We start from the raw sequence: 14,364 nt of genomic DNA, 5'->3' as shown, positions 1-14,364 counted from the left end.
GCAATGGCTATCGAAGCTTCGAAGGAAAAGGCCACCGGCCGGAAAATCAGGATCGGCATGGTCGGCGGTGGCCAGGGCGCCTTCATCGGCGCCGTGCACCGCATCGCCCTGCGCATGGACGACAGGTTCGAACTCGTCGCCGGCGCGCTGTCCTCGGACGCGACCCGCGCCAAGGCATCGGCGCGCGAACTCGGCATCGCCGATGAAAGGGCCTATGGCTCGTTCGAGGAAATGGCGAAGGCCGAGGCCAAGAGGCCTGATGGCATCGAGGCGGTGTCGATCGTCACGCCCAATCACATGCACGCCCCGGCGGCGAAGGCGTTCCTGAAGGCCGGCATCCACGTCATCTGCGACAAGCCGCTGACGACGACGGTCAAGGAGGCAAAGGACCTTGTCGCCCTCGTCAAGAAGACGGGCAAGCAGTTCATCGTCACCCATAATTATACCGGCTATCCGATGATGCGCCAGGCGCGCGCCATGGTCGAGAAGGGCCTGCTCGGTCAGATCCGCGTCGTCCAGGCCGAGTATCCGCAGGACTGGATGACCGAGAAGACGGAGAGCACCGGCTCCAAGCAGGCCGAATGGCGCGTCGATCCGAAGCGGTCGGGCGCGGGCGGTGCGATCGGCGACATCGGAACCCATGCCTATAATCTCGCCTGTTTCGTTTCGGGACTGAAGCTGAAACAGCTTTGCGCCGAATTGACGAGCTTCGGCGAGGGCCGGGTCCTCGACGACGACGTGCAGATATTGCTGCGCTTCGATGGCGGTGCGAAGGGCATGATCTGGGCCAGCCAGGTTGCGCCAGGCAACGAGAATGGCCTCAAATTGCGCATATACGGCACCAAGGGCGGGCTGGAATGGACGCAGGCGGACCCGAACTATCTCTGGTTCACGCCCTTCGGCAAGCCAAAGCAGCTGCTGACCCGCGGCGGTGCGGGCGCAACGCCGGAGGCAGCGCGGTTGACGCGTGTGCCGAGCGGGCATCCCGAAGGTTATCTCGAAGGCTTTGCCAATATATACTCCGAAGCTGCCGAGGCGATCATCGCGGCGCGGACGGGCAAGAAGACGCCGAAAGACGTGTTGTTCCCGACCGTGGAAGATGGTCTCATCGGCATGGAATTCATCGAAGCAGCCGTCAAGTCGTCCAAGGCGGGCGGCGTCTGGACCAAGGTATGACGACGATCGATACCAAACACCAATCCGCCGGACAGCCGGTGCTTGAAGCCCGCGGCATCGCCAAGGCTTTCGGCCCGGTCGAGGTGCTGACGGATATCGATCTGACGATATTGCCCGGTGAGGTTCACGCCATTATCGGCGAGAACGGCGCCGGAAAATCGACCTTGATGAAGCTTCTCAGCGGTCATCTGAAGCCGACGCGCGGTACCGTGGCGATGGATGGCAATGCGGTTGAATTCCACAATCCCGTCGATGCCGAACATCGCGGCATCGTTCTCGTCCACCAGGAAATCCTGCTCGCTCCCGACCTGACGGTTGCGCAGAATATCTTCATGGGACGTGAACTCAGGCGCGGCCTGATGGTCAACGACCGCGAGATGAACCGCCAGGCGGCCGAGGCCGTGCGCAGCCTCGGCGCGGAGATCGACCCCACGGTTCCGGTCTCGCGCCTGTCGATTGCGAGGCGGCAACTCGTGCAGATCGCGCGGGCGCTCCAGGTACCGCATCGCATCGTGATATTCGATGAGCCGACGGCGTCGCTGACACCGATCGAGACGGAGGCGCTGCTGAACGTGATCCGCGCGCTGCGTGCGAAAGGCGTCGCCGTTCTTTATATCTCGCACCGTCTGCCGGAAGTCGCTGCCATCGCCGACCGTATCACGGTGCTGCGCGACGGCAAGCTCGTCACCACGCGCGCTGCCTCGGAACTGCAGCCGGTGGACATGGCGCGGCTCATGGTCGGCCGGGACATGTCGAAACTCTATCCGGAGCGTGAAGACAGCGCAGGGCATGAAGCCATGCTCGAGGTGCGCAATTTCTCCGTGCCGGGCTATGCGAAGGATGCCTCGTTCGTGCTGCGCAAGGGCGAGATTCTCGGCTTTGCCGGTCTTATCGGCGCTGGCCGTACCGAGCTGTTCGAAGGCATAGTCGGCCTGCGCACCCATCACGGGGAAGTGCTGCTCGAGGGCAAGCCGGTCCGCTTCAAGACCGTGCGCGACAGCATGGCGGCGGGGCTCGTCTACCTGAGCGAGGATCGCAAGGGCAAGGGCTTGCTGCTGCAACAGGACCTGCGAACCAATCTCACCCTGGCCACGCTCGACAGATTCACCCGCGGTCCGCTCATCGAGCGCAAGCGCGAGAATGCCGGGCTCGACCAGGCAATCACCGATTTCGATATCCGCGCCCGCCGCCGCGATCTTCTGGCCGGGCAATTGTCCGGCGGCAACCAGCAGAAGCTGCTGCTGGCCAAGATGATGCTGCTCGAACCGAACATCGTCATCATCGACGAGCCGACGCGCGGCATCGATATCGGCACCAAGGAACAGATCTACAAATTCATATCCGAACTCGCGAAATCGGGAAAATCGGTCGTCGTCATCTCCTCGGAGATGCAGGAACTGATCGGCGTCTGCCATCGGATCCTGGTCATGCGGTCGCAACGCATCGTCGGTGAGGTAACCGGGGATGCGATGACGGAGGACGAGATCGTCGTCTACGCCACGGGTGTGAAAGTTAACGAAGCAGAGCTATACAGCGCGGAGAACGCATGAGCGACACGAAAACAAGCACGGCGGCGCCAGGCGCGGCACGCAAACTGGCGGATCTGGACATGACGGCGCTGGCGCCGTTCCTGGCGCTTGCCGCCCTGTTCGTGCTCGGCACCCTCGTCAATCCCAACTTCCTTTCCGTCGACAACCTGCTCAACGTGCTGACGCGCTCGTCGTTCATCGCCATCATCGCGGTGGGTGCGACCTTCGTCATTTCTGCCGGCGGGCTCGACCTTTCCGTCGGCTCCATGGCGGCACTCGTCGCCGGCATCATGCTGCTGTTCCTCAATTCCGGTGCTGTCGACGGCAATATGGCCATGCTCTGCGCCGGCGTGGTGGTGGCGATCGGCGTCGGGGCCCTCGCGGGGCTGCTTAATGGAGCGATCATCACCATCGGCCGGATCGAGCCCTTCATCGTCACGCTCGGAACCATGGCGATCTTCCGCTCGGTAACGGTCTGGCTGGCCGATGGCGGCTCGATCGCGATGAAATCGCCGGAGATGCGCAGTCTTTTCAGGCCGGTCTATACCGGTTCGTTCCTCGGGCTGCCCATTCCCGTCTGGATCATCATCGTCGTCGGCCTGCTTGCGGCCTTCATCCTCTACAAGACGTCGTTCGGCCGTCACGTCATCGCCGTAGGGTCGAACGAGGACGTCGCACGCTATTCCGGCATCCATGTCAATCGCGTCAGGGCGCTGACCTATGTGCTGCAGGGCGTCTGCGTCGCCATTGCGGTCATCGTCTACATCCCGCGCCTCGGTGCGGCGACGACGACGACGGGCCTGCTGTGGGAATTGCAGGCGATCACCGCCGTGGTCATCGGCGGAACGGCCCTTCGCGGCGGCGTAGGCCGGGTGTGGGGCACGATCTGCGGCGCCTTCATGCTCGAAGTCGTCGGCAATATCATGGTGCTTTCCAACATTGTCAGCGAGTATCTGATCGGCGCCGTACAGGGCACGATCATCATCATCGCCATGCTGGTGCAGCGCACCTTGCAGAAGAAAAAACAGTCATGAGACTGGAGTTCAAGGAGGCGGAATGCCCGCCTCTCTTCACGGGACGGGGGAAAGGGGCCACCCGCCGAGCCGCAATCAAGGCCCGAAATCATAGTGGGAGGATTACATGCGTAAATTGATGATGGGTCTGGTGGGGGCGGCGCTCGCTTCGACCATGACATTCGCCTATGCACAGGACAAGAAGGTGAATATCGCCGTATCGATTCCGGCCGCCGATCATGGCTGGACCGGCGGCGTCGTTTATCATGCCGAGCGGGCTGCCAAGCTCTTGCAGGCAAATCATCCGGGATTGACCATCACGGTCAAAACCTCTCCGGACGGCGCCTCGCAGGCCAATGCGCTCGAGGACCTGACGACACAGGGCATCGACGCTCTCGTCACCCTGCCGCACAATTCCGATGAACTGACCGATCCGCTTCGCCAGGTCAAGGAAAAGGGCGTGTTCGTGACGGTCGTCGACCGGGCGCTTTCCGATCCGACGATCCAGGACCTTTATGTCGCCGGCAACAATCCGGAACTTGGCCGCGTCGCCGGCCAGTACCTGAAGGATACGCTGAAGGAAGGCGAAGTCGTCGTCATTCGCGGCCTGCCGATCGTCATCGACGAAGAGCGCCAGAAGGGCTTCGACGAAGCCATTGCCGGCAGCGGCATCAAGGTTCTCGACAAGCAGTTCGGCAACTGGTCGCGCGACGATGCCTTCAAGGTCATGCAGGACTATCTGACGAAGTTCCCGAAGATCGATGCCGTCTGGTGCCAGGACGACGACATGGCGGTTGGCGTGCTCGAAGCCATCAGCCAGGCGAAGCGCACGGACATCAAGATGGTCATTGGCGGTGCCGGCATGAAGGACATGATCAAGCGCGTTGCCGATGGCGATGCGATGACCCCGATCAACGTGCTCTATCCGCCGTCGATGATCGCAACGGCGCTCGAACTCACGGTTGCCCATTTCTACGATCAGGTGCCGGTCCGCGGAAGCTACATCCTGGACGCGACGCTGGTAACCAAGGACAACGCACAGGAATTCTACTTCCCGGATTCGCCCTTCTGATCCGGCATGGTGCCAAAAACGAAGAAGGCCCCTCGAACGGGGCCTTTTTCTTGTCCGGCGTTGAGTTCAGCTGCCGAACTGGATTCCGGATTTCGACGCCGGCTGCAACTGGCGGATGCAGGCCTTGGGGTCGATGCCCTGGCCGGAGCATTCCGTCGAATCGTTGATCAGCACGCGGGACACCTTGGCGCAATCCACCTCGCCGAGGTCGAAGCGCCGGACCTTGGTCTTGCCGTCGGGCAGGTCCTTGAAGTCGAGGAGCGTGATGCGATCGACCACCTGCGCCTCATTGAAAAGCGCGACCTCGAACGCCGCCTTGTCGAGCGTTCCGCCCAGCTTGTTGGTCACGACGAAGGTCAGCCTGCAACCCTTTTCGGACGGCTGCAGAGCATTGAGCTCCAATGTCAGGGCAGGCGCCGGGGAGGAAGTCTCTTGCCCCGACGCCGACCCTGTCGCAGCAAGCAAGGACATGGCCATTGCAGCGGTCATGCTCCGGCCAATTCCTGCTGCGAACCTCGATAAATCCATTGCGCTTCATCCTGTGACGTTGGGCATACCACCCGGGGTGGTGCAGATGCCGAATTTCGGGGCGAATAACTTGACTAATTCACTCTTCTTTGTATTGAGTAATTAAGGTGAATAATCTAGTCAAGTTATTCGCCAAGGAAAAATTCAAGTGCGGGCGAAAGAACGCCGCATATGAAGAGACAGGTGCCATGTCACGACGCCAAATCATCGATCTGCAAGTCCGGCTGCCGGAGGCTACTCCCATGCGGACTGCACTGCACCGCCCCGCCAAGCAGGACATCCGCGTTTTCGGCAGCGATATTCTTTTCGATGGCTCCAGCGAGGTGGGCATCGAACACGCCGGCTCCCTCTACAGATTAAAGATCACGCGCCAGGGCAAACTGATCCTCAACAAATAATCCCTCACACAGGCAGAAAAGACGATGAACGCAGATAGAGCTACGCCACAGGCGATCCGGCAGGCGAGAACCGACAATCCCACCATGCGGGAGCGCGATCTGGCGCAGCAGCTCGGCGTCTCGGAGGCCGAATTCGTGGCGGCCTATTGCGGCATCTCGTCGACGCGGATCAGCGCCAGGATCGAGGAGTTCCTGATGGACCTCGAAGGGCTCGGCGAGGTCATGGCGCTGACGCGCAATGAAAGCGCGGTGCATGAGAAGATCGGTGTCTACGACAAGCCGATAGCCGGCAAGGCCGCCGTTCTCCTGCTCGGCGAGCAGATCGACCTGCGCATATTCCACAAGCAGTGGGTTCATGGTTTCGCCGTGGAAAAGACCGATGGCGAGACGATCCGCCGGAGCCTGCAGTTCTTCGATGCGGCAGGCGAGGCCGTCCACAAGATCCATCTGCGCCCGGCCTCCAATCTCGAAGCCTATGAGGCGCTGGTGGCCAAGCTGCGCCTCGCGGACCAATCGCAGGAAGTGGAATTGCAGGCGCTGCCGAAGACCGAGGTGAAGACTCGCGAGATCGCCGAAAGCGATGTCGAGAACCTTCGCGCGCGCTGGAACCAGATGAAGGACGTCCATGAATTCGTCGGTATTCTCCGTGCGCTCGAACTGACGAGGCACCAGGCGATCCAGGCGATCGGCGAGGATTATGCCTGGCAGCTCGACACCGGATCCGCGACGACGATGCTGGAGCAGGTGGCCGAGGCCAAGGTGCCGATCATGTGCTTCATCGGCAATCGCGGCTGCATCCAGATCCATGGCGGGCCGATCGAGAACATCAAGCTGATGGGACCCTGGGCGAATATTCTCGACGAGACGTTCCACATGCATCTTCGCACCGACCATATCGCTGAAGTATGGGCTGTGCGCCGCCCGACGAAGGACGGCCCGCTGACCTCGGTGGAAGCCTATGACGCCGATGGCGAGATGATCATCCAGTTCTTCGGCAAGCGCGTCGAAGGCAATGCCGAGAGGGAAGATTGGCGCAATATCGCCGAGCAATTGCCGCGCCTCATGCGCAACGCGGCGTAAGGGGCCGGCGATGCGAAGAAACAGCATTGTCGCCGGGCTTCTGACCGCAATCTTTTTCATCGCTTGCGTTGCGGCCCCCGTTGCCGCCAGGGAGATCGAAGGTGCGATACCCGACACGAGCAGGGTGGTCTCGATCGGCGATTCGATAACGGAGATCGTCTTTGCACTCGGCGAGGAGAAGCGGCTCGTCGGGCGTGACAGCACGAGCACCTATCCCGCCGCCGCGAACGCATTGCCCGATGTCGGCTATATGCGTGCGCTCTCGCCGGAGGGCGTCCTGTCCATAAATCCAACCGCGATCATCGCGGTCGAGGGCAGCGGCCCGCGGGAAGCCGTGGACGTGCTGCGCAAGGCCAGCGTTCCCTTCGTCTTCGTGCCGGAGAAATATACGGCGGAAAGCCTGGTGGAAAAGATCCGCATCGTCGGCAGGGCGCTCGGCGTGGACGAGAAGGCCGAGCAACTGGCCCGGCGCACGGAGGCCGAACTTGAAGAGGCGCAGGCGGATGCGAAAAAGGTCGCCACGCCGAAGCGCGTTCTCTTCGTGCTGAGCTCCAAGGGCGGCAAGATCATGGGTGCGGGCAGCGGCACCGCGGCGGACGGCATTCTCAAGCTTGCCGGCGCGCAGAATGCGGTTGCGGGATTTTCGGGCTACAAGCCGCTGAATGATGAAAGCATCATCATGGCCAATCCCGACATCATCCTGGCGATGGACCGCAGCGGCGGCGATCACAAGGCGGACAATGCCGAACTGCTGGCAAACAAGGCGCTGGCGGCGACGCCTGCCGGGCGTGACAAAAGGATAGTCCGCCTGGGCGGGCAATATATGCTGGGCTTCGGCCCGAGGACCGCCAATGCCGTTCGCGACCTTTACAATGCGTTCTACAAGTCACAACCGGGCCAATGACAACCGGGCCAATGAGCGAGACGGTAATGAAACCTGCCGTTGACTGGAGGCGGCGGGTACTTGCAAGCTCCGCCGAGGGAGACCGGGCGGTTATCGCGCGTCTGTCGCTGATCGTGCTTTTCGTCGCCCTGGTCGTCATCGTGCTTGTCAGCCTGGCGTCCGGTGCGTCGGATGCTTCTGTCACTTCGGTAATCGCCTCCTTTTTCGACACGTCCGGCATTGCCAGTGCGCTGTCGGTGCGCGACCGCATCATCATTTGGGATATCCGGCTGCCACGGGTTGTCCTCGCCTCGCTGATAGGCGCGGCGCTGGCCGTTTCCGGCGCGGTGATGCAGGGGCTGTTCCGCAATCCGCTGGCCGATCCCGGCATTGTCGGCGTTTCGTCGGGCGCCGGCCTCGGCGCACTGAGCGTCATCGTTCTCGGCAATACGCTGTTTGCGCCCGTCGTTCTGATTCTCGGCACTTTCTCCCTGCCGATCGCGGCGTTTGCCTGCTCGCTGCTGTTCACGCTCATTCTTTACGGCGTGGCGACGCGGCGGGGGCAGACGTCGATCGCAACGATGCTCCTGGCGGGTATCGCGCTCGGCGCCATGGCCACCGCCTATATGGGCATGCTCACCTATATCGCCGATGACAGGCAGTTGCGCGACCTGAACTTCTGGCTTCTCGGCTCGCTCGCAGGGGCGAGCTGGTCGAAGATCCTGGCATCGGGGCCGTTCATCGCGGTAGCGCTGCTCGTCTCGCCCTTTCTCGCCCGCGGGCTGAACGGAATGGCGCTGGGCGAGGCGGCTGCGAACCATCTCGGCATACCGGTTCAACGTTTCAAGCGCATCGCTATCGTCACGGTGGCGGCGGCCACGGGTGCATCCGTGGCGGTGAGCGGCACGATCGGCTTCGTCGGCGTCGTCGTTCCGCATATATTGCGGCTCGTCATAGGCCCGGATCATCGCTATCTGCTTCCGGCGGCGGCGATGCTCGGCGCCATCCTGCTGCTTCTGGCGGATGCGGTCTCGCGCACGATCGTCGCCCCCGCCGAACTGCCCATCGGCATCATCACCGCCGCCGTCGGCGCGCCGGTGTTCCTCTGGATATTGCTGCGCCGGCGCGGCATCGTGGATCTTTGAAGATGATCGTCGTCTCGGATATTTCGGTTTTCATCGGCAACCGCCGCATCGTGCAGGATGCGAGCTTCGAAGCAAATGCCGGCGAAGTGACGGCCATTGTCGGTCCGAACGGGTCCGGCAAGACCACGCTGATGCGCGCCCTTGCCGGCGATCTGCGCTATGACGGCAGGATCACGCTGAACGGCCACCGGCTCGAAACGTTGAAAACCTGGCAGATGGCTGCAATGCGGGCGATATTGCCGCAATCGACCAATCTGGCGTTCCCGTTCACGGTCCGCGAAATCGTCAAGCTCGGCCTCACCGGCGGGCGAAGCGGCGCCGCCGAGCATGAACTGGCGCGGCTGCCGGAGAAGGCGCTGGAACGCGTCGATCTGACCGGCTTCGGCGGCAGGTTCTACCAGGAATTGTCGGGCGGCGAACAGCAGCGCGTCCAGCTTGCGCGTGTCCTGTGTCAGGTCTGGCGCCCGGTGCTCGACCGGCAGCCGCGCTTCCTGTTTCTCGACGAGCCGGTCTCCAGCCTGGACATCAAGCACCAGCTTATCATCATGGACATCGCCCGCACCTTCGCGTCGGAGGGCGGCGGCGTTATCGCCATCCTGCACGATCTCAACCTGACGTCGATGTATGCGGATCGCGTCATCGTCATGAATGATGGCAGGGTGGATTGCGTCGGCACACCGACGGAAGCGCTGACCGATGCGCGAATCCGCCATGTCTATGACTGCAATCTGAAGGTCAGCACCCTGCCGACCGACCAGCGCCCGTTCATCCTGCCGCAATCCGCCGTTCTCTGACCGTTCGCCCGTTGCCGACCGGGCATGGCGCCTCTTCATGCGCAGGAATAGATGCGACATTTCATGGCGCAAGCAGGCCTGATTTGTTGACATAAAGATATCTTTATGTGAACATTACGCAATCGATCGAGCGTGAGGCGTACGGATAATGGCATTGGATGATCTATTCGGTCCCCTGGGGGCACCAAGGGACGGCTCGGAAGTATTTGCCGCCCTGAATGAAGCGGCCCGGGAGCGTATTCTGATACTGGATGGCGCCATGGGCACCCAGATCCAGAATCTTGGCCTGAAGGAGGACGATTTCCGCGGCGACCGCTTTTCCGATTGCTCCTGTCATCTGCAGGGCAACAATGATCTTCTCATCCTGACCCAGCCGCAGGCCATCGAAGACATCCACTACGCCTATGCCATGGCGGGCGCCGATATTCTCGAAACCAATACGTTTTCGTCGACCACCATCGCGCAGGCCGATTATTCGATGGAGGAGGTCGTCTATGAGCTCAACCGCGACGGCGCACGCCTGGCGCGGCGGGCGGCGATCAAGGCGCAGCAGAAGGACGGGCGGCGGCGCTTCGTTGCCGGCGCGCTTGGCCCGACGAACCGCACGGCGTCCATCTCGCCTGACGTCAACAATCCCGGCTATCGCGCCGTGACCTTCGACGATCTTCGAACGGCCTATGCCGAACAGGTGCGCGGCCTGATCGATGGCGGCGCCGACATCATCCTTATCGAGACAATCTTCGACACGCTGAACGCCAAGGCTGCCATCTTTGCCACCAATGAGGTCTTCGCCGAGAAGGCGATAACCCTGCCGGTGATGATTTCGGGCACGATCACGGATCTTTCCGGCCGAACGCTTTCCGGCCAGACACCCACGGCGTTCTGGTATTCGGTCCGGCACGCAAATCCATTCTCCATCGGCTTGAACTGTGCCCTCGGCGCAAATGCCATGCGCGACCATCTGGCCGAGATCGCCGGCGTGGCCGACAGTTTCGTCTGCGCCTATCCGAATGCCGGCCTTCCCAATGAATTCGGGCAATATGACGAAAGCCCGGACGAAATGGCGGCGCAGCTCGAAGGTTTCGCGCGCGATGGCCTGCTCAACATCGTCGGTGGCTGCTGCGGCTCGACACCGGAACATATCAGGGCGATTTCCGAGGCGGTCGGACGCCACAAGCCGCGCCAGGTCGATACGTCCCCGAGGCTGATGCGGCTTTCGGGCCTCGAACCCTTCACGCTGACCAAGGACATACCCTTCGTCAATGTGGGCGAGCGCACGAACATCACGGGCTCGGCGAAATTCCGCAAGCTGATCACGGCGGGCGATTTCGCGGCGGCGCTGGACGTTGCCCGCGACCAGGTCGCCAACGGGGCGCAGATCATCGACATCAACATGGACGAAGGCCTCATCGACAGCGAAAAGGCCATGGTCGAATTCCTCAACCTCATCGCTGCCGAGCCCGACATCGCGCGGGTTCCGGTGATGATCGATTCGTCCAAATGGGATGTCATCGAGGCGGGCCTGAAATGCGTCCAGGGCAAGCCGCTGGTCAATTCCATCTCCATGAAGGAGGGAGAGCAGGCCTTCATCGATCATGCGCGCAAGGTGCGGGCCTATGGCGCGGCCGTCGTCGTCATGGCGTTCGACGAGGCCGGGCAGGCGGATACGCTGGAGCGCAAGGTGGATATCTGCAGCCGTGCCTATGAGTTGCTGGTGAAGGAGGCGGGTTTCCCGCCGGAAGACATCGTCTTCGATCCCAATGTCTTCGCCGTCGCCACCGGCATCGAGGAACATAGCGGCTACGGCGTCGCCTTCATCGAGGCCACGCGCAAGATCACGCAGGCATTGCCGCATGTGCACATTTCCGGCGGCATTTCGAACCTGTCGTTCTCGTTCCGCGGCAACGAGCCGGTGCGCGAGGCCATGCACGCGGTGTTCCTCTATCACGCAATCCAGGCGGGCATGGACATGGGCATCGTCAATGCCGGCCAGCTTGCCGTCTACGAGACGATCGATCCCGAACTGCGCGAGGCCTGCGAGGATGTCGTCCTCAACCGCCGCGACGATGCGACCGAGCGGCTGCTCGATCTCGCCGAGCGCTACAAGGGCGCCGTCGGCAAGGAAGCGCGCGAGCGGGACCTGGCCTGGCGCGAATGGAGCGTCGAAAAGCGCATCGAGCACGCGCTGGTCAACGGAATAACCGAATTCATCGAGGCAGACACCGAGGAAGCGCGGCTGGCCGCCGAGCGGCCGCTGCATGTCATCGAGGGGCCGCTGATGGCCGGCATGAACGTCGTCGGCGATCTGTTCGGCGCCGGCAAGATGTTCCTGCCGCAGGTGGTGAAATCCGCCCGCGTCATGAAGCAGGCGGTGGCGCTGCTGCTGCCCCATATGGAGGCGGAGAAGGCCGCCGCGGGCAATACGGAACGCGAAAGCGCCGGCAAGGTGCTGATGGCGACGGTGAAGGGCGATGTGCACGATATCGGCAAGAACATCGTCGGCGTCGTGCTCGCCTGCAACAATTACGAGATCATCGACCTCGGCGTGATGGTGCCCGTATCGAAGATATTGCAGACGGCGCGCGACGAAAAGGTCGATATTATCGGTCTCTCCGGACTGATCACGCCGTCGCTCGACGAAATGGTGCACGTCGCATCCGAGATGGAGCGCGAAGGCTTCGACCTGCCGCTTCTGATCGGCGGCGCCACCACGAGCAGGGTCCATACCGCGGTCAAGATCAGCCCGCGCTACAATCGCGGCCAGGCGGTCTATGTGACCGATGCCAGCCGGGCGGTCGGCGTCGTTTCCAACCTGTTGTCGAAACAGGCCAAGCCAGCCTTCATCGAAGGCGTGCAGCGCGAATATGCCAAGGTGGCGGAGGCCCATGCCCGCAACGAGGCGGACAAGCAGCGGCTGCCTCTCGCCAAGGCGAGGGCGAATGCGCACCGGATCGATTGGTCGTCCTATCGTCCCGCCACGCCGCAATTCATCGGCACCCGCGTTTTCCAGGATTACGACCTGCGCGAGATCGCCCGCTATATCGACTGGACGCCATTCTTCCAGACCTGGGAGATGAAAGGGCGCTATCCGGCGATCCTCGACGACGAAAAGCAGGGCGCGGCGGCGCGGCAATTGTTCGACGACGCGCAGGCCATGGTCGCCAAGATCATCGACGAGAAATGGTTCAATCCGAAGGCGGTCATCGGCTTCTGGCCGGCGGGCTCGCGCGGCGACGATATCCAGCTTTTTGCCGATCAAGAACGGCAGCAGGAGCTTGCCACCTTCTATACGCTGCGCCAGCAGCTGTCGAAGCGGGATGGCAGGCCGAATGTCGCCCTCGCCGATTTCGTCGCTCCCTGCGATAGCGGGGCGAAGGATCATGTCGGCGCCTTCGTCGTCACTGCCGGCATCGAGGAAATCGCCATTGCCGAACGGTTCGAGCGCGCCAATGACGATTACTCGTCGATCCTGGTCAAGGCACTGGCCGATCGTTTTGCCGAGGCCTTTGCCGAGCTCATGCACGAGCGCGTGCGCAAGGAATTCTGGGGCCATGCGCCCGACGAGAATTTCGCGCCAGAAGAACTTATCGGCGAACCCTACGCGGGAATACGGCCGGCGCCGGGCTATCCCGCGCAGCCGGACCATACGGAGAAGGACACGCTGTTCCGCCTGCTGGATGCCAGGAACAAGATCAATGTCGAACTGACGGAAAGCTATGCGATGTGGCCGGGATCGTCCGTTTCCGGACTGTATATCGCCCATCCGGAAGCCTATTATTTCGGCGTCGCCAAGGTCGAGCGCGACCAGGTGGAGGATTATGCCGCCCGCAAGGCAATGCCGGTCGAGGAGGTCGAGCGCTGGCTCGGGCCGATCCTCAACTACGTGCCGGGCCCGAAGCTTCAGGCGGCGGAATGAAGATAATGGCGCGGCGGAACGCCGAGCATGCGCTTGAACATGGTCGTGAAAGCCGGAACGCTGTTATAGCCGAGATCGAGCGCGACAGTCGTTATCGGCTCGCCGCGCGTCAGGCGGGGCAGGGCCGATAGCAGCAGCGCCTGCTGGCGCCAGGTCGACAGGCTCAGGCCCGTCTCCCGCCTGAACAGGCGCGTGAATGTGCGCCGGCTGATGCTCAGCCTTTCCGCCCACGCATCGATATCCGTGTGCGGCGAGGGCATGTTGACGAAGCTCCGGCATAGCGCGGCCAACCGTCGTTCCTGCGGGAAGGGTAGGCCGAGCGGCCGCTCCGGCAGGTTGCGGATCTCGTGCAGCAGCAGCCCCATCAGATAGTTCGTCCGGTCGTCGGCCTGGTCGGCGGGGGAGATGTTCACCGCCTCGCGGATGAGGCTGTCCATCAATGGCGTCAGGCCGACCACGTGCAGATGCTGCTTCAGCCCCTCGATCGCTTCCGGCCGGGCATAGATCGAGTGCATCGACACTTCGCCGAGCATGTCGACCGCATGGCGCGTGCCCGCCGGCAGCCACAGCGCATGGTGCGGCGGCACCATCCAGCGGCCGAATTTGGTGGTGACCATCGCGACGCCGGTCAGCGCATGCAGCAATTGCGACTGGCTGTGATGATGTTCCGGAATGTGGCAGCCGGAGGGGTAGATGCAGGCGAGGGCGAAGACGTCGCCATCGGCGGCATTGAGCCAGTCGACGCGCATGCGATGCAGGCGGCCGGGGTCGGTCTCCTTGATCTCCGGCGGTTTATGGGTTCTATAGTGCTGCATTGGCCCACTCGCGTA

Annotated in this window: 12 protein-coding genes; 10 read left to right on the top strand and 2 right to left on the bottom strand. The window is 62.4% G+C overall.

Annotation, left to right across the window (positions count from 1 at the left end):
- The first annotated feature begins 3 nt into the window (after nucleotides 1-3).
- The 4 genes from M8997_RS19225 (at nucleotide 4) to M8997_RS19210 (ending at nucleotide 4,790) form a co-directional block, all read left to right on the top strand.
- On the top strand, nucleotides 4-1,176 hold the full coding sequence (locus M8997_RS19225; protein WP_250019575.1) for a Gfo/Idh/MocA family protein: 1,173 nt from the start codon (nucleotides 4-6) through the stop codon (nucleotides 1,174-1,176).
- Nucleotides 1,173-2,726 (top strand): sugar ABC transporter ATP-binding protein, encoded by a 1,554-nt coding sequence (locus M8997_RS19220; RefSeq protein ID WP_250019576.1) that lies wholly within the window; start codon nucleotides 1,173-1,175, stop codon nucleotides 2,724-2,726. Before M8997_RS19225 ends, M8997_RS19220 begins: the two co-directional genes overlap by 4 nt.
- Complete coding sequence (locus M8997_RS19215) at nucleotides 2,723-3,739, top strand: ABC transporter permease (RefSeq protein ID WP_250019577.1); 1,017 nt, start codon at nucleotides 2,723-2,725, stop codon at nucleotides 3,737-3,739. The genes M8997_RS19220 and M8997_RS19215 overlap by 4 nt, the downstream gene beginning before the upstream one ends.
- A gap of 106 nt (nucleotides 3,740-3,845) precedes the next feature.
- Nucleotides 3,846-4,790, top strand: coding sequence for a substrate-binding domain-containing protein (locus M8997_RS19210; protein ID WP_250019578.1), 945 nt, complete (start codon nucleotides 3,846-3,848; stop codon nucleotides 4,788-4,790).
- A 66-nt stretch (nucleotides 4,791-4,856) separates the two neighbouring features.
- Here M8997_RS19210 and M8997_RS19205 read toward each other — a convergent pair whose 3' ends face one another.
- The gene (locus tag M8997_RS19205; RefSeq protein ID WP_250019579.1) at nucleotides 4,857-5,279 is read right to left on the bottom strand and encodes a hypothetical protein; all 423 of its coding nucleotides are present in this window, start codon (nucleotides 5,277-5,279) and stop codon (nucleotides 4,857-4,859) included.
- A 281-nt stretch (nucleotides 5,280-5,560) separates the two neighbouring features.
- On the opposite strand from M8997_RS19205, the gene hemP reads away from it, so the two are divergent.
- The 6 genes from hemP (at nucleotide 5,561) to metH (ending at nucleotide 13,534) form a co-directional block, all read left to right on the top strand.
- A complete protein-coding gene (gene hemP, locus M8997_RS19200; RefSeq protein WP_250019599.1) occupies nucleotides 5,561-5,716 on the top strand; it encodes a hemin uptake protein HemP in 156 nt (51 codons plus the stop codon).
- Nucleotides 5,717-5,740: 24 nt separating this feature from the next.
- Nucleotides 5,741-6,796, top strand: coding sequence for a hemin-degrading factor (locus M8997_RS19195; protein ID WP_250019580.1), 1,056 nt, complete (start codon nucleotides 5,741-5,743; stop codon nucleotides 6,794-6,796).
- Nucleotides 6,797-6,806: 10 nt separating this feature from the next.
- On the top strand, nucleotides 6,807-7,700 hold the full coding sequence (locus M8997_RS19190) for a hemin ABC transporter substrate-binding protein (protein ID WP_250019581.1): 894 nt from the start codon (nucleotides 6,807-6,809) through the stop codon (nucleotides 7,698-7,700).
- Nucleotides 7,701-7,726: 26 nt separating this feature from the next.
- Nucleotides 7,727-8,824, top strand: a complete 1,098-nt coding sequence (locus M8997_RS19185; protein ID WP_250019582.1) for an iron ABC transporter permease — start codon at nucleotides 7,727-7,729, stop codon at nucleotides 8,822-8,824.
- Nucleotides 8,825-8,826: 2 nt separating this feature from the next.
- The gene (locus M8997_RS19180; protein ID WP_250019583.1) at nucleotides 8,827-9,618 is read left to right on the top strand and encodes a heme ABC transporter ATP-binding protein; all 792 of its coding nucleotides are present in this window, start codon (nucleotides 8,827-8,829) and stop codon (nucleotides 9,616-9,618) included.
- Nucleotides 9,619-9,766: 148 nt separating this feature from the next.
- A complete protein-coding gene (gene metH, locus M8997_RS19175) occupies nucleotides 9,767-13,534 on the top strand; it encodes a methionine synthase (protein WP_250019584.1) in 3,768 nt (1,255 codons plus the stop codon).
- Here the strand turns inward: metH and M8997_RS19170 are convergent.
- Nucleotides 13,519-14,349: a helix-turn-helix domain-containing protein gene (locus M8997_RS19170; RefSeq protein WP_250019585.1), complete on the bottom strand. Its 831-nt coding sequence runs from the start codon at nucleotides 14,347-14,349 to the stop codon at nucleotides 13,519-13,521. The genes metH and M8997_RS19170 overlap by 16 nt on opposite strands.
- Nucleotides 14,350-14,364 lie beyond the last annotated feature (15 nt).

The sequence above is a fragment of the Phyllobacterium sp. 21LDTY02-6 genome, from assembly GCF_023554255.2.
In the GTDB taxonomy this organism is placed as follows: domain Bacteria; phylum Pseudomonadota; class Alphaproteobacteria; order Rhizobiales; family Rhizobiaceae; genus Phyllobacterium.
This window is presented reverse-complemented; position numbering and strand designations above follow the sequence as displayed.